Source organism: Salinicola halimionae, assembly GCF_003206065.1.
GTDB classification, from domain to species: Bacteria; Pseudomonadota; Gammaproteobacteria; order Pseudomonadales; family Halomonadaceae; genus Salinicola; species Salinicola halimionae.
Window position 1 is genome coordinate 601210 of record NZ_PZJQ01000004.1, and the last position, 17096, is coordinate 618305.

The 17096-nt window shown below is 60.5% G+C and carries 11 protein-coding genes; 4 read left to right on the forward strand and 7 right to left on the reverse strand.

From position 1 onward, the window contains the following. Positions 1–32: 32 nt before the first annotated feature. Positions 33–1214 (forward strand): ATP phosphoribosyltransferase regulatory subunit, encoded by a 1182-nt coding sequence (locus tag DOM27_RS08655; protein ID WP_110655630.1) that lies wholly within the window; start codon positions 33–35, stop codon positions 1212–1214. Between the two features lie 89 nt (positions 1215–1303). Beyond that, on the forward strand, positions 1304–2596 hold the full coding sequence (locus tag DOM27_RS08660; protein ID WP_110655631.1) for an adenylosuccinate synthase: 1293 nt from the start codon (positions 1304–1306) through the stop codon (positions 2594–2596). A 90-nt stretch (positions 2597–2686) separates the two neighbouring features. Here the strand turns inward: DOM27_RS08660 and DOM27_RS08665 are convergent, their stop codons facing one another. The 7 genes from DOM27_RS08665 to DOM27_RS08695 all read right to left on the reverse strand — a co-directional run bounded on the left by DOM27_RS08665 (position 2687) and on the right by DOM27_RS08695 (position 14231). Then, entirely contained in the window at positions 2687–3889 is a 1203-nt protein-coding gene (locus DOM27_RS08665; protein WP_110655632.1) for an alginate lyase family protein, read from the reverse strand. Further along, positions 3886–6645, reverse strand: coding sequence for an SEL1-like repeat protein (locus DOM27_RS08670; protein WP_110655633.1), 2760 nt, complete (start codon positions 6643–6645; stop codon positions 3886–3888). Before DOM27_RS08670 ends, DOM27_RS08665 begins: the two co-directional genes overlap by 4 nt. 170 nt (positions 6646–6815) lie before the next feature. Next, complete coding sequence (locus tag DOM27_RS08675; RefSeq protein WP_245392647.1) at positions 6816–8120, reverse strand: alginate lyase family protein; 1305 nt, start codon at positions 8118–8120, stop codon at positions 6816–6818. A 29-nt stretch (positions 8121–8149) separates the two neighbouring features. After that, entirely contained in the window at positions 8150–9052 is a 903-nt protein-coding gene (locus DOM27_RS08680; protein WP_110655634.1) for a polysaccharide lyase, read from the reverse strand. Between the two features lie 143 nt (positions 9053–9195). Continuing rightward, the gene (locus DOM27_RS08685) at positions 9196–10665 is read right to left on the reverse strand and encodes a PilZ domain-containing protein (RefSeq protein WP_110655635.1); all 1470 of its coding nucleotides are present in this window, start codon (positions 10663–10665) and stop codon (positions 9196–9198) included. A gap of 27 nt (positions 10666–10692) precedes the next feature. Next, positions 10693–12654 (reverse strand): glycosyltransferase, encoded by a 1962-nt coding sequence (locus DOM27_RS08690; protein WP_110655636.1) that lies wholly within the window; start codon positions 12652–12654, stop codon positions 10693–10695. A 167-nt stretch (positions 12655–12821) separates the two neighbouring features. Continuing rightward, the gene (locus tag DOM27_RS08695; protein WP_110655637.1) at positions 12822–14231 is read right to left on the reverse strand and encodes a UDP-glucose dehydrogenase family protein; all 1410 of its coding nucleotides are present in this window, start codon (positions 14229–14231) and stop codon (positions 12822–12824) included. A gap of 777 nt (positions 14232–15008) precedes the next feature. Here DOM27_RS08695 and DOM27_RS08700 point away from each other — a divergent pair. Continuing rightward, positions 15009–15485 carry an SUF system Fe-S cluster assembly regulator gene (locus DOM27_RS08700; protein WP_110655638.1) on the forward strand — a complete coding sequence of 159 codons (477 nt, stop codon included), beginning with the start codon at positions 15009–15011 and terminating at the stop codon, positions 15483–15485. Between the two features lie 108 nt (positions 15486–15593). Continuing rightward, on the forward strand, positions 15594–17036 hold the full coding sequence (gene sufB, locus DOM27_RS08705) for a Fe-S cluster assembly protein SufB (protein ID WP_110655639.1): 1443 nt from the start codon (positions 15594–15596) through the stop codon (positions 17034–17036). The last annotated feature ends 60 nt before the right edge of the window (positions 17037–17096 follow it).

Genomic DNA, 17096 nt, shown 5'->3' on the forward strand with positions numbered 1-17096 from the left:
ATTACCGAATTACCGCTGGGCAGGATAGGCTCATGACGATCGCTGACCGCTGGTTGCTACCCGACGGCATGGATGAAGTATTGCCGCCGCAAGCGACCCGGATGGAGGAGTTGCGTCGGACGCTGCTCGACCTGTACGACCGCTGGGGTTATGACTTGGTCATGCCGCCACCGGTCGAGTTCCTCGACTCGCTGCTGACCGGCACTGGCACCGATCTCGACTTGCAGACATTCAAGTTGACCGACCAGCTTACCGGCCGAATGATGGGCGCCAGCGCCGATGTGACCCCTCAGGTCTCGCGAATGGATGCCCACTCGCTGAAGCGCCAGGGGCCGGTGCGTCTGTGCTACTGCACCACGGTGCTGCGGGCTCAGGCGGACAAGCATCAGGGCGGTCGGAGTCCGATGCAGGTCGGTGTCGAACTGTTCGGCCACGCCGGCCTGGAGGCCGATATCGAGGTGCTGCGGCTGGCGCTGTCCAGTCTCGAAGCGGCGGGGGCGAGCAAGGTTCATCTGGCATTGAGTCACATCGCGATCTATCGCGAGCTGGTGCGTGCCGCGGACTGGCGCGCCGATGTCGAAAGGTCATTGTTCGATGCCATCGAGCGCAAGGCGTTCATTGTCGTCGACGAGCTGGTCGCGGCCAACGTCGAAGACCCCAAGTTGGCCCGCATGCTCAGCGAGCTGCCGCGGTTGCACGGCGGGGCGGAGATTCTCGAACATGCCCGATTGGCGTTGGCCGAGGCTCCGAGTGCCGTGCGGGAAGCGCTGGAGCAGCTGGTGCGGCTGCATCGCGGCGTCGTTGCCGAGCATCCCGAGGTGTCGCTCTACTTCGACCTGGCCGAGCTTAGAGGCTACCAGTATCACACCGGGATGGTGTTCGCCGCTTACGTGCCTGGCTATGGTCAGGCCCTGAGCAAGGGTGGACGCTACGATGATACGGGGCAGGCGTTCGGCCGGGCTCGACCGGCCACCGGATTTTCCATGGACCTCAAGCAGCTGGCGACGCTGGCTGAGCGGGAACCGCCAACGGACGGTGTCTGGGCGCCCAGTGAAGAAGATGCTGCGCTCAATGACGCCATCAATCGCCTGAGGGATCAGGGCGAGCGCGTGATCCAGGCGCTGCCCGGCCAGAATACTGGCCCGGAGGCGCATCGCTGCAATCGTCACTTGGTACGCCAAGCGGACGAATGGCGTATAGAGCCGCTGAACTAGGCTGACGTCGGTCAGGGGCCGATGCCGGTACCGAAAACGGATCGCGATGAATGACGAGTTCGCGACGGGTTGATCAAGAGACGAGAGCAATGGGCAAGAACGTAGTCGTATTGGGTACTCAGTGGGGCGACGAAGGCAAGGGCAAGGTCGTTGATCTGCTGACCGAGTCCGCCAGTGCGGTCGTGCGATTCCAGGGTGGTCACAATGCCGGCCATACTTTGGTAATCGACGGCCACAAGACCGTCCTGCACCTGATTCCTTCCGGCGTGTTACGTGACGACAATATCTGCGTGATCGGCAACGGCGTAGTGCTGTCGCCGGAAGCGCTGATGGAGGAGATCAAGGAGCTGGAGGCCAAAGGCGTGCCGGTGCGCGAACGTTTGCGTCTATCGCCGGCCTGTCCGCTCATCCTGCCTTATCACGTTCGCCTCGATCAGGCGCGCGAGAAGGCGCGGGGCATCGCCAAGATCGGCACGACCGGTCGCGGTATCGGGCCTGCCTACGAAGACAAGGTTGCCCGCCGCGGATTGCGCCTGGGTGACATGTTGCACCGCGAGCGCTTCGCCTCCAAGTTGGGTGAAGTGCTCGATTATCACAACTTCGTGCTGACTCGCTATCACGGTGAGCCCGCGGTCGACTTCCAGGAAGTGCTGGATCAGGCGATGGCGTTTGCCGAAGAGCTGCGGCCGATGGTCTGCGATACGGTCTCGCTGGTCCACGATATTCGTAAATCCGGCGAAAATATCCTGTTCGAAGGCGCCCAGGGCTCGCTGCTGGATATCGATCACGGTACCTATCCCTACGTCACCAGTTCCAATACCACGGCCGGCGGCACGGCCACCGGTTCCGGCGTCGGTCCGCTCTATCTTGATTACGTGCTGGGTATCACCAAGGCTTACACCACGCGTGTTGGTTCTGGTCCTTTCCCCACCGAACTGTTCGATGAGTTCGGTCGTCATCTGGCTGAGAAAGGCCATGAGTTTGGCGCGACTACCGGGCGTGCCCGACGCTGCGGCTGGTTCGATGCGGTGGCATTGCGTCACGCGGTGCAGATCAACTCTGTTTCCGGCATCTGTCTGACCAAGCTCGACGTGCTCGATGGCCTCGAGAACATTCGTGTCTGCGTGGGTTATCGCAGCAAGGATGGAGAGACTATCGACAATCCGGTGGATTCCGAAGGCTATGAGGTGATCGAGCCGCTCTATCACGATCTGCCGGGTTGGGATGACTCGACCATCGGGATTCGGAGCATCGACGACCTGCCGGCCAACGCGCGCGCCTACATCACTTTTCTCGAAAAAGAAGTGGGAACGCCGATCGATATCATCTCCACCGGCCCCGACCGTAATGAGACGATCGTGCTGCGTAACCCGTTCGACTGATCGCCAGCGCTTTCAGCACGAAGCGATAACATGAGCCTGATGACACGACCCGCTGCCAAAAGCAGCGGGTCGTGTCGTTTGGGGGCGTCATCACTGAGGGTCTGGCATCGTCAGTGACAGTAGCGAGGTGGGTTTGGAAACCAAATCTTCCGTTCGTGTCCATTTGTTCACGAGGACGCCGGCGCGATGATCATCATCGAGTAGGTGATGACGCTGTGCCATCACCAGATTAGGCAGCGCGATGGCGGGGTGGAAGCCGTGCAGCTCCCGATACGGCCAAGCGTGGGGATTGGCCGCACGCTCGGCAATCCAGCGATAGGCCGCAGCGAGGCGTTCTCGATCCGCGTCACTGTCGGGCCAGCGCAGGCCGAGTGTCGATGACTCCTCGAGGAGTGTCGACCAGGCCTCGAGATTGAAATTGACGTAATGCCACGGCCGAGTGCGCGCCAACTCCAGCGGCTGGGCTCCGCCTTCTGCGATCTGCGTCGCTATCCGATGCGATGCGCTATGCAACTGACGCCCGGCCAGTGCCTGACGATCGACGAATCTGGCGAACGCCACGATCTGAGCGTCGTACCAGGTGCCGTGGTTGTTGCGTTTGGCATGTTCGTCCTGCCCATTCTTACTGGTCAGCATCCAGTCCAGATAATCGCTATACCACTGTTTCAGCCCTTGCAGTGTTTCCACCGTCATCGCCGGTGCTGGCTCGAGCCGACGGATCGACTGTGCAAGCTCGATCAGCAGACGGCTTTCGATGAGTCCGATGCCGCGGCCGTCGATTCGCCCCGGTATGGCCTGGGCGTAGAGCAGGTTCGGTGCCATTCGGGTCTCGGACGTGATGAACCAATGGCGTAGCTGAGTGACGGCACGCTGAGCATATTCGCTGTCGTCGGTGAGACGATAGCGCCATGACAACGTGTTGACCGTATCGGTGAAATCGATCAGGCGCTGCTTGTCGGTCGCGTCTCCCCGTGTTGCCTGGTTGTATTCGCCGTCGCGCCGTTCGTAGGGGAGCCCTTCTGGGCAGTCCGGATCCGGCCACCAGTAGGGCGCGAAGCTGAAATAGTCGTGCGGATTACCACTGGCCGGCAGCTGCGTTTTGTCCGTGACGCTGTAGAGCGGAGTGTGCAGCTCGAGGGCGGCCTTGTGAATGACGGCCGAGGCCGCGACATTTGTCGCGGCCTCGGGGATTATCGATTTGGCCCATGCCGCTGGCGGCAAGAGCGACAGCGCCAGCGATGTGAACACGAATGTCAGAACGCGGCGGCAATGGCTGCGAAGGTGGCGGATCATGTCGAAGAAGCATCGCCCGCGGCAGAGGCGACCTCCGGGTCTTCGAGCAGATCCTGCAGGGTTTCGATCGCGGTCTTGCTATTCCCTTCCATGACACCGTCCAGCCAGATCATCGCCTGCTGCTGATTGACGAACTCGACGCCACGAGTCTGCAGAAAGGCCTGGGCCAGCGAGAGGCTGGCGGACTGATGCCCTTGGCGCGCGGCATCGACCAGCAACTCGGCGCCCTTATGAGTATCGCGGGGGAGTACGTCGCCGCTCAGATAGGCGCGGCCCAGCGTCGCTTCAGCACCAGCATGACCGGTGTCGGCCGCCGCCGTGAGTAGCTGCTTACCTCGTGCGATATCTTGCGTGATGCCGCCTTGCCCCTCGAGATAGGCTGCGCCTAAAGATGCCTGGGCGGAGACGTTACCGTTGTCGGCCGCGCGGGACAGCCATTCGACGGCTTGATCCGCATCCTGGCTGACGCCATTGCCTTCGAGATAGGATTGCCCGAGCAGACGTTGGGCGTTGTCGTCGTCGCGTTGCGCTGCCTGAGTGAGATAGCGCACACCGCGCTCAGGGTCCTCGGCGACGCCATTGCCGTTGAGATACGCTTCGCCGAGGGTGACGCCAGCCGAGCCATGCCCGGCGTTGGCAGCCTGGGTCAGCAGTCTGACGCCGCGTTGCGGGTCGGCGGAAACCCCATCGCCGCTCAGCAGCATTTGGCCGAGATCGGCTTTGGCGCCAACATGGCCTGCGGCAACCGCGCGTTCGAAATAGCTGGCGGCACGCGACTTGTTGGCCCCGACGCCCAAGCCTTCGGCGTACATCCTGCCTAACGAAGCAGTCGCGCCCGGATGGCCTTCATCGGCGGCGCGCGTGAGCCATTTTCGGGCGCTGGCATAGTTGGCTCGTACACCCTCACCGCGCAGGTAGGCGCGGCCGAGATCCGCCATGGCAGGTACTTGGCCCATCTGGGCTGCGCGAATCAGATCATCGACATTGCCTTGCTCGCCGCTGGCACGATAGGTGCGTGCCAGCGCCTGCCGGGCAGAGGGGTGGCCGGCGCGAGCGGCACGTTGTAGCCAGAGCTCGGATCGGCTCAGATCCGGCGGCACACCGGTGCCGTCGCGATAGGCGCGGCCGAGTACGACCATGGCATAGGCATCGCCCTGATTGGCGGCCTCCTCGAGTAGCTTGACGCCCTGTTGGCTGGAACCGGGCAGCTTACCCTCGATATATCCTTGGCCGAGTCGCGTCTTGGAAGTCGTGTCTTCGGAATTCTGCTCGACGGCCTGGCTCAGCCACTGCTGGGCCTTGGCGGGATCGCGTTGGAGACCGACGCCATCCATGTAAGCGATCCCCAGAGTTCGGGCGGCGCCGCTCTGCTGTTGTTTGGCCGCCTCGCTCAGCAGTGACACTCCTCTCACCGGATCAGCCGGTGTGCCTTCTCCCTTGAGATAAGCTTCACCCAGACGTGCCGTGGCATAGGGATGCCCCAGCTTGTAGGCACGTTCGAGATATTCGACGCCGCGCTGCGGCTGCGCTTGAACCTTGTCACCGTCCAGGTAGACGTTACCCAGTAGCGCGAGCGCATAGGCGTCGTTCTTTTGCGCTGCGCTTTCCAGTAGCTGGATGCCACGCTGGGGATTCGCTGGCAGCACGTCGCCCACCAGGTAGGCCTGGCCCAGGCTTCGAGCGGCGTCGAGCTGGCCTCGCTCGGCGGCATTCGTCAGCCACTTTTCGGCAAGGCTCGGATTGGGCGTGACCCGGCCTTCACCTAGATAGGCTTGGCCTAACCAGTAGGCGGCATCGACGTTGCCGGATCCCGCGGCACGCTGAAGCATGTCCAGGCCTTTGGCGGGATCCCGCTGCTTGACCAGCAAACGCCCGGCAGCGGCCAGCGCTTGCGGGTCGCCGCTGTCGGCGGCTTGACTCAACCATTGCCGCTGGCGCTCCGGTTGCGGCAGCAAGCCGTCCTCGGCGTAGAGTCGCGACAAGGCGAGCATGGCACCCACATCGCCACCCTGGGCACGCGGTGTCATTGCCTGAGCATAACGCTCGGCATAGGCGTGAGACTGGCCCGGGTTGCTGTCGAACGCGCCACCGGTAGCGGTGTTTTCGGCTAATGCCTGCAAGGCGCGGGGCTCGTTCAGTGCCGCTGCCTGCTCGAGCTGTTCTCTCGCGGCATCGACATCGCGAGGGACGCCTTCGCCGGCCAGCTGCATCTCGGCGACTTCGATACGTGCGCTGGGGTTGCCATCGTGATCGATGGCCTGATGGAACAGATTCCACGCCAAAGCCGGGTCGCGCATGACGCCATCGCCGGTGCGATAGAGTCGGCCCAGCTTCAATGATGCATTGTCGAGGCCGCTGAAGTCGTAGGGAACGGCCTGGCGGTAGTAGTGCGCAGCCAACGTTGGATCGCGGGGTACGCCATCGCCATCGTCATAAATTCGCGCGAGTTCGTAGCTGGCTTCAGGGTGGGTTCTCGCCATCGGCTTGAGCAGCTCGATAGCCTTGAGGCTCTCGCCCTTGGCCTCTAGGCCGCGAATATATTCCACGCGGTTCCAATCGGTAGAGGGCATCGATTCGATGTAGTGATGCGCGAACAGCTCTCGGTCCTGGGCGGCAATCGGCTGCGTCTGATAGCTGCTCTGACCCGCGCAGGCGGTGAGCATGATTACCGAGGCGAGGCCCAGCAGAAGGCGGTTGCCCGGGCGGCTTAGTGTCACTGGTAGTGCGTTACGAATCGAGTTGCGAGTCGTCGTCATGTGAATCTCTCCTTTTGGGTCAGGCCCGTCATTCGTCCCTGAAGCGGGCCATGAGTCGTCGTTTTTCGAGCCCGAGTGTCGCCACTGTCGCGTGAGCTATCCTGCCGATAGCGAGCATCGGCACGGGTTTCGGGTGTCGGTATTCAAATACCGGCGTTCAGATATGATGCTCAGGCGTCGGGCTCGAAAGTCGCGAGCTCTTTCTCATCGGGCTCCCGCAAGGCACGGGACTGGGCCTTGGGGTTCATGAAATAGAAGGTGACGTAGCCCCCGGCACTGCGATTGTCGATGGGGCGTTTCTGGCTGACGTAGTGAGAAACTCGCGAGTCGCTGCGATGACTGAGATAGATCTCCATCCAGGCGAGATACTGCTCGTCATCGAGAAAGCCGTAGTACTGCGCATGCGTTGCCATGTCACCCAGTGCGGCCGGATCGTCGAAGGTATCCAGCGCGAACTGAACGGCATCGTCGATGGTGTGGCCGTGATACTCGAAGTCGAACAGGTCGTAACCCTGGCGAGAGGCCACCTGCATGATGTTGACTAGATAGAGCAATGCATAGTTCTGATAGTGGCTGGCACGTCTGCCACGCGCCATTTCATGCGGTAGAGCGCCACGCGGCGTCAGATCGTTGAGTGCCGAATAGATGGCGCTGATGCCGAACTGGAACAGCTCGTCGTCATCCGTCAGAACGCCGATCATGCTGGCGTATAGGGCTCGGCGGTAGAAGTGGTTATTGCAACAGCTCGGGTCACCACCGCGGATGGACGAATGTTTGTGGGCCAGCGTGTTGAGCCAATGATTGATTCGCTCGATCGCCTCCGGACGTTTGGCCGCCACCGCGGGGCGCACGATCGAATAAGACATTGCGGCAGCAAACATCATCGATTCCGTCGAGTACCAGCCCTGAGGCTCGAGGCGGTTGTAGTAGAACTGGCTCAGCGCATCTTGCGTCGCCCACTTGTCCAGAAACTGAACCAGGCAGTCGGCGTAGTAATCGTCTCCGGAGGCGACATACGAACCGGCTAGATTCGATACGGTGTCCTCGAAATCGAACAGCGGCTCGGAAGCCAGTTCCCAGGCCTTGGGTTGTGGATAATAGCCGGGGATCCGGATCACACTGTCCAGCGGCGGCTTGGACAGCTCCTGACGGCAGCTGGGGCCGTGCTTGAGCTGATCGCGGTTGTACTGCAGCAGATCGTTGTCGGTACGTTGCAGCATCGCCATCCGTGCCTTGACGTCGAAATAGGACGCATCGGGATCGGTGACCGTGTACTCGGACAGATCGAGTTTCTGGCGCTGGGCGTAGCTCATCGTCGGATCTGTGGCAGCGGTCTTGTCTGCCGGAGCGGCCTCGTCTGTCTGGGACGACTGAGCGGCCTGAACCGACAGCGCCAGACTGAAAGTTGCGAGACCCAACAGCAGCCTGAAGCGGTGATGCAGGCCGAATCGGCCTGCGGATGACGTCCGGTTCATGAGAATCGACTCCCTGTCGAGAGGATGAATCACCCCTTAGGGGTCATCAGAGTGAAGTCGGCAAAATCGACGGACTGATCTCGCGGGGTCCGCCAGTCACTGCCGTGGCCGCCGAAGAAGGTCGAGAACATCAGCCCGTCGATATGCACGTCGTCCGTGGTGCGATAGACGATGCCCTGTTGCTCGAGCGTCGGTTGCCCATTGATCCAGACGCGGGCAACGCCGTTTTCCTGAGCGGGATCGTTGAGCACGATTTCCTCTTCTACGGTCATCCACTGGCCCGGCGTGAAAAGCCAGCGGCCGCGGCCGACCGATTCGCCGTAGTCGCTGTCCTTGTTGACGACGTATTCATAAAGTTCGCCCTGACCCTGCTTGCGCCACATGAAGCGCATCGAGAAACCATTCTTGCCGGTGACCTCATCGCCGCCGGTAGGACCATCGCCGCCATAGAGCCCCGGCAACTTGCCACCCTTGACGAAATCGAACCCGGCCGGAAAGCGCACCTGATAACGCAGGCAGGCACGATCGGCCTGACGCAGCGCCGGCGCCGGCATCACGAAGCCGGCGCCGCCTTCTTCGGCGTCGCTGGGCGAGGAAGTTCCCTCGGGATAATTGACACGCAGCGCCGGAGCATCGAGGCCACTTTCGGCACTGTCGAGTATCCGTAGATTCTGTTCACCCCAGCGGCGCTGGCCGCCGAGGCCGTCCTTGACCCATGCTTTGGGGTCGGATTTTGCATTCGCGCTCATGGCCATCGTCTGTACCGGCGCATAACGCGTCGAGCAGGCCGCGACCTGAGGCTGGGTCAGCGAACTGCTGCTCGCGGCCTGCGCGGGGAGGGAAGCCAGCGTCAATGCGCCGGCGGTCAGAACGGCCGCGCTCAGCGGGCGAATCAGGGAGTGTCGAGTTTTACCGAGTGTGGATAACGTCATGATCGTCTCCTTGGCGATGTCCGTTTCGAGATCGGGCTCCGACGTGCTTTCCGGTCGAGCCGTGCTTTTCGATTGAACCGTGCTTGCCAATCTAGAAGGTGCGGTTTGGTCAACCGTGCTGATTGAACACGGCCGGCAATGGCTCAATTCATCGCGCTTTTCATGCCCTCGGACGCGCGCCCCCATAACGACTGAACGCCTTGAGCCATGGCGCGCCCGGCCTGATAAGTCCATTCGGCGGCGGTGTCGAGCATCGGCGCTTCGGTAAAACGAACGTCGACCGGCGTTCCCACGGCACTGGCGGGCAGCGGCTTTTCCGGCACCAGTAGAACGCTCGCCACGTTCTGCTGTTGGCGGACCCAGTCCGGGAAGCCGGCACGCGGCTGACGCTCGACATCCAGCGCGACGCTGCGCACGCGGGCGGGAATCGGCTCCGAGGCGTTGGGCAGGGCGATGTAGGCCTTCTGATGGTTTTCGATATCGCCGATGTCATCCATGTGCACCAGCGCCTCGACCATGATGTCGTTGTTGCTGGTGCTGACCAGCGTCATTACCCGGTCGCCTTCGTTGACGTAGGTACCGCCGGCGGCGCTGAGTGCCCATGCCACTTCACACTCACACGGGCTGTAGATGGTGTTGGCGGAAACCCGCGATTTGTAGGCGTCGATGCGTGAGCTTTCGTAGTCCCGCGCGGTTTCGAACTGCTCGACACGTGTCTTGGCGATCTTCGGTGACAGCGTCTCGTAGCCCAGCTCACCCTCCGCCGGATTGGAGGACGTTGCCACACTGACCTTGGCGCCGCCGGGATTGTCGAGACTCTTCTGCAGGTTATCGATCAGGCGCTTGTTGTAGTCGAACGAGGCCTGAGACAGCAGCAGATCGTTCTGCAGCTCGGCGTTGTTGACGTCGATCAGCGGCTGATCGCGCTCGACCTTGTCGCCGGCCTTGAGGTCGAGATCCTTCAGCTGGCCGGCGCCCGGCGCCAGAATGTCCGTACGCGGTGCGGTCACTGCGGCAAAGCTCGGCTCGATCAAAAAGACGTTGCGGTAGACCGTCGCGGCCACGGCGGCGGTCAATACGCCTGCTGCGACCAGCAGAGCCAGATAGCGGAACATCGGAATGCGACGCTTGGGTTTGGTGGCGGGAGTCGCCACGTTTGCGCGCCGTTTGCGCGGCGTCTGAGCGTCTTGCTGATCGACCAGACCGTCGAGGCTGACGTGGCGTCCGCTCATCTGAGCGCGAATCACTCGTCGCAGGATGTCGCGCTGGCGGGTGTCCATCTGGGTGAATTCGAACGCGATGCGCTGGCGTCGGCCTTCGCCGATATCGCGCAGTGGGCGCGCCATGGCTGAGAGTGCCAACTCGACGCCGCTGGCTGTGAGCATCAGCGCAACCGGAATCTCGCGATGACGCTCAAGATGCATCGACGTCTCTGCGGAAAAACCGCCTATCGAGAGGTCATGACCCTTGACCACGCGGTCATCGCCCAGGCGCACGTTGAAGGGCATTTCGACACGAACGTGGTGACGTTCGTCGCGGCGCTCGTGGCGCAGCTGGTCCGGATCGTGCTGCGAATCGTTGTCGTTGTCCGAATTGTTGAAGTGATCTGACATGATGAAATCTCCTTGGTGTTCCCTGGCTTACTGGCGGTTCATGGCCAGCGCTTTCTCGTCCTTGTGGCTTTCGCCCAGTACCAGCGATAGATCCGTTAGCCGAATATCGTGACCGCCGACCTGAAGCTGGCACGGTTGCTGTGCTTCACACTGCAACCGGCCGGCGCTGGCGAGCGTGGTGTCTCCTGACGTGATCTGCGTAGACAGGCCGGGGCCGATCTGCAGCCTCGTCGGGTGGTCTGGATCGCCATAGCCGTGAAGGCTGGCGCCGCGAATCCTATCCAGCGCCGCGACGTCGTCCTCAAAGCTTGCGTCGAGCCGATAGTCGCCGGCAGGTAGATGGATGCTGCCATCTTCCGGCGCATCGGCCAGCGTTAGCGCCAGCCAGCGGTTATCGCTGGCATTGTCCTCATCGGCCGCCTCCGGCTGCGCACCGACCATTGCCGCTACCGAAAGACGATCTGCCGGTGCCATGATTCCGCCGAAAATGGCCAGAACGAATACCAGAATGCCGAAGTAGAGCGCGTGAATAAGATGGCCGCCGAGGCGCTGACGACGGGCTGCGCGAGGGTCATCCGGTTCGCCGGCGGAAATCCCCTGGCGAGACCAGGTCTGACGATTGAAGCGGAAACTGACCCAGGTCTTGAGAATTGCGCCGCTGAGCTGGTTGTAGTAGAGCATCGGCACCCAAAGCGCACTCCAGCGCCCCCGCTGCCACGCCAGTACCAAGCTGGTAATGCCGCGCGTCATCACGATCCACAACAGGTAGGCGAAGATAAATGATGGACGTACGAACAGCGTCAGCATCACCGCGATGGTCGGGCCAATCAGCGTGGTCCACATGGAAAGGCGCTGATCGACGAGACTCCACCAGGTAAACCAGCCCATGCGGCTCGGACCCAGCGCGATGGCGCGACCATTGGTGCGCAGCATGTTGCCGAACCAGCGGCGCATCAGATCCTGCGTCGATTTAAAGAATCGTCGACGCTCGGGTAACTCCTCGAAACCGGTCACGATGACATCGGGGATGTAGAGCATTTTCCAGCGATGCTTGAGCAGCCAGAACCAGGTCGACTTGTCATCCCCGGAAAGAAACTTGAAGTTGCCAAAGCGCCAGTGATCGACGTGATCGCTCTCGACCAGGTCGATGAATTCCGGTTCGGTGGCGATATCGGCTCGAAAGGCGCTGTAGCGACCGGTCAATACCAGCAGTCGTTCGGAAACCGAGGTCGAACTCATGACCAGGTGGCGTTGCGCGTAACGCAGGTCATACCACTCCTTGGTCACGTCATTGCCGATCACCACCGCGTTGTTATTGGTGGTAATCGCACCTAGATCGTCTTTGGCCAGAAAAAATGACAGTGAGCGTTCCAGCGTGCCGGGTTGAATGCGGATGTCTCCATCCATGCTGACCAGCAGCGAACGATGGGTTGGCATGCAGCGAGAGATGGCACGCAGCACTTCGGCCATGGCTGAACGCTTGCCGTCCCCTTTCTGAAACATGTAGCGCACGCTGATGTTATCGGGCCAGCCGTGTTCTTCCATGACCTGATCGATGATGTCGACGTCGCTGCGATCGGCAATGGCGGCAAATAGCGTGGTCGGTACGTTGTAATCGGCGGCATCGCGGATCAGGGCGTCGTAAACGGCGAATGTGACCTCGGTATCGATGCGAAACGAGGTGCACAGGATATAGAGCGCGTCCGGCGTCTCGGTGGCACCGACGGCATCGGCCTCGGCGCGCAGCCGCGGGAACATCCGGCGGTTGTACCAGACCGAACGTAACGCCTGCACGAACCACCATGAGTAGCGCCAGGCGCCTATCAAGCCCACGGCGAAGATGAAGCTCTTCGAGCCTGGATGAAAAACCTCGCCCGGCAGGTGTGTCACCAATAGCAGAACCAGCGTGGCAAGCAGCAACATGACCGTAATCTCGGTCGCTATTGACGCCTTGCTGGGTCTGGCTTGAGTGTAATTGATATGGCTCATTGGAATGTCCTTTGAGTCGTCCCTTGAATCGACCCTGGAGTCGCTCCCTGCGTCCGAGATCCCGCTCGGCAGGCACGACGTTCCTGTGGCCAGCGCGTTGGCGCTGGCTGAAACCGTGTGTGAAATCGGTGGCCGGCGGTCACTGATGCCGCCGGCGGAGACAGTCGTTACAGCGTGTAGGCGACGTTCGAACGGCCAAGCTTTGCTTGAGTTGCCGAGGCGGTGGCGTCGTTGTCGATCGGGATACGCAGCGAGTCGGCGCGGCCGACGGCGAAATAGAGCAGGCCAGCAGCACGCACGCTTTCCGGATTGAAAAGGTTGCGCCCGTCGATGATCGCCGGCGTGGCCAGTTGCTCGCGCAGACGGCGGAAGTCGACCGTGCGGAAGGCCTTCCATTCGGTACAGATGACCAGTGCATCGGCACCTGCCAGGGTGTCGTCGCGACGCTTTGTCAGCGTCAAATCGTCGCGTTCGCCGTAGATACGGTGACACTCCTTCATCGCTTCCGGGTCATAGGCACGAACCTTGCCGCCTGCCGCCCAGATCGCTTCCATCAGCTCGCGGCTCGGGGCTTCGCGCATATCATCGGTATTGGGTTTGAAGGCCAGCCCCCACACGGCGATGGTCTTGCCTTGCAGGTCACCGTCCAGCGCCTGAAAAAGTTTGGTGAACAGGCTCGCCTTCTGGCGATAGTTGACCGCTTCCACGGCATTAAGTAGTTGTGCCTCGTAACCGACAGTGCTGGCGGTGCGGGCCAGGGCCTGGACGTCCTTCGGAAAACACGAGCCGCCGTAGCCACAGCCTGGATAGATAAAGCTGTAACCGATTCGCGGATCGCTGCCGATCCCCCGGCGCACGTTCTCGACGTCGGCGCCAAGACGCTCGGCCAGATTCGAGACTTCGTTCATGAAGCTGATCTTGGTGGCCAGCATGGCGTTGGCGGCATACTTGGTCAGCTCGGCGCTGCGAATGTCCATGAACATCAACTTTTCCTGGCGCCGGTTATACGGGGCATAACATTCGCGCATCAGCGGCTCGACGCGTGGAGAGTCGCAACCAATGATGATGCGGGCGCCCTGGGAGAAATCTTCGACCGCCGACCCTTCCTTGAGGAATTCGGGGTTCGAGCAGACGTCGTACGGGATATCGACGTCGCGTTGATGGAGGCGCTGATTGATAGTGGCGGACACGCGATCTGCCGTACCTACCGGTACCGTGGATTTGTCGATGACCAGCTTGTACTCCTGCATATGCTCGGCAATGGTGTCGGCCACGCTGAGCACGTACTTGAGGTCGGCGCTGCCGTCTTCGTCCGGTGGGGTGCCTACGGCGATGAACTGCAGTGTACCGAAGCCGACCGCTTCAACCGGATCGGTCGTGAACAGTAACCGCTCTTCAGCCACGTTTTGCTTGACCAGCGTTTCCAGACCCGGCTCATAGATCGGCACGATGCCATTTTTAAGGCCGTTGATCTTGTCGCTGTCGACGTCCATGCACATGACTTCGTGGCCGGCATCGGCGAGGCAGGTGCCGGTGACGAGACCCACATATCCCGTTCCAAAAATGGTGATCCGCATGATGGCGCTCCTTGCTATGTTCGTATCGTTACGTTTCCGCCCGCTCATTCTTCGCGTTGGCAATATCGGTCATGCGATATGCCAACCAACGGCAGTCGTTCCGTACTTTAATCACGGATGATCTGGTGTTCGGCTTTACTGGTGGTCACTCACTTCGGATAGCGAATCTGACCTTACAAAAAGCCATGAAATCAAAAGACTAATTTTCATTAGTGGTTTAAGTTATTGATTTATAGCTGTCTTTCGTATTTTTCTGACTTACAGCCGATGACAAACAGCGTTTTCGAAATGTGGCACCAACGTTAGGATCAAAGCGTTCCACGGTCCAATTCAGAAAAAATGCATGTAATTGAGCATGCGCTTTTCGTGTCGTTGTATTGCACAGGGTGTGTCCTTATACCGACGTCTAATGTCTGCGATTGGAGACGTGGAAATGGCTTGAAATCACCTTTATGTATTTATATGTAATCAAAATGTTTTTTAGAGAAATAAATGTTTCAAAATAATTCTTCTTGTGTGGATTTGTTTTTCGTAATTTGACGACGTCGAAGCCCGCTGTCCGAATTCCGTGCTCGATTTACCGGGTTTGTGGGTTCCGACTCGCTTCGCTTGATTATCCTCTGCTTGCTGATCGTCATGGCCTGCGTGATCGTCATGCCTATTCGCTTGCCGAAGCTGGCGAGCCCGGGTCAGCGTGGCGACTGGGTTCACACCGGGGGGAAAGAGGACTAAAATGGTCCTATATGGCGGCTGTCAGGACCGAGAGGGCATTACAGCGTGCTGAAATTATCGAAGTTGACGGATTATGCGGCAGTAATCATGGCGCAGATCGCGCGTCAGTCGGACCAGGCGCATACGGCATCGGAACTGGCTCAACGCGTCCATCTGCCGCTGCCGACAGTGAGCAAGATGCTCAAGAAGCTGGCGAAGAGCGGGCTGCTGGAGTCGCGCCGGGGTTCTCATGGGGGGTACGTGCTGTCGCGGTCTCCGGTGGAGATCACGGCCAGCGATATTATTGCCGCCATCGAAGGACCGATCGGTATGACGGAATGCAGCCATGCCGATGGAGATTGCGAGCTGTTGAATACCTGCGGCGTTGCCGACAATTGGCAACGTGTGTCGCAGGCGATACGCACGCTGCTGGATTGCGTGACGTTGGCGCATCTCGCGCAGTCCAATCCGATCAAGCTGCCCGTGCAGCTACCGATTCAGAGTGTGACGCTGCCAACGACGGCAGCGTCGCGCGAACATTAAGAGGGCGTGGCGAGGGAGAGCCGAGCGGCGGCAGTGAATTGCCTGATCGTGCCGGTGTCCGAGATCGCGTCTTCGTCATAAGACTCTCTGTGGAGAGGAGTGAAGACCATGGCTAGCGAAGAGATGGAGCAGTTGGTCCGTCGCGAATACAAGCAAGGATTCGTGACCGACATCGAAAGCGATACCGTGCCGCCGGGCCTTGATGAAAGCACCATTGCTTTCATTTCCCAGAAAAAGGGAGAGCCCGAGTGGATGCTCGAGTGGCGTCTCGAGGCTTACTATCAGTGGCTCAAGATGACGACGCCGTCCTGGGCGCATCTGGAATATCCACCGATCGACTATCAGGCGATCTCCTATTTCAGTGCGCCGAAAAAGCCCGAGGACCGACCCCAGAGTCTGGACGAGGTCGATCCCAAGCTGCTTGAAACCTACGAGAAGCTGGGTATCCCGCTACACGAGCGCGCAGCGCTGGCAGGGGTTGCCGTGGATGCGGTGTTCGACTCCGTCTCGGTGACGACGACCTTCAAGGAGAAGCTCCATGAAGCGGGCGTTATCTTCTGCTCCATCTCAGAAGCGATTCGTGAATATCCGGAGCTGGTACGCCAGTATCTAGGCACCGTCGTACCGCAGGCGGATAACTATTTCGCCGCGCTCAATTCGGCGGTCTTCACCGACGGCTCCTTCGTCTACGTGCCGGAAGGCGTGAAATGTCCGATGGAGCTTTCCACCTACTTCCGGATCAATGCTGCCAACACCGGTCAGTTCGAGCGCACCTTGATCGTCTGCGACAAGCGGGCGCAAGTCTCCTATCTCGAAGGTTGTACCGCGCCGCAACGCGATGAAAATCAGCTGCATGCGGCAGTAGTCGAGCTAGTGGCCCTCGAGGACGCCTACATCAAGTACTCCACGGTGCAAAATTGGTATCCGGGAGATGAGAACGGCAAGGGCGGTATCTATAACTTCGTGACCAAGCGTGGCGATTGTCGCGGTGATCGCTCCCGCATCAGCTGGACGCAGGTCGAGACCGGTTCGGCGATTACCTGGAAGTATCCATCCTGCATGTTGCGCGGCAAGGAGAGTGTCGGCGAGTTCTACTCGGTCGCCGTCACCAATGGGCGCCAACAGGCCGATACCGGCACCAAGATGATCCATATCGGCGAAAACACGCGTTCGACCATCGTCGCCAAGGGGATCGCCGCCGGCCGTAGCGATCAGGCCTATCGCGGTCTGGTCAAGATCGGCCCACGAGCCAAGGGCGCGCGCAACTACACCCAGTGCGATTCACTGCTGATCGGCGATCAGTGCGGGGCGCACACGTTTCCCTATCAGGAAATCGGCAATAGCACCGCGACTGTCGAGCACGAGGCGACTACCTCCAAGATCGCCGACGACCAGCTCTTCTACTGCCGTGCGCGTGGCATCGATGAGGAGGATGCCGTGAGCATGATCGTCAACGGTTTCTGCAAGGATGTCTTCCAGGAGCTGCCGATGGAGTTTGCGGTCGAGGCTGAAGCGCTGCTCAACGTGACGTTGGAAGGCTCGGTGGGCTGAACCGCTGCCACTGTCGAATTCATATGCCAATTCGAGAGACTGCGTCTGCGGTCTCTCTCG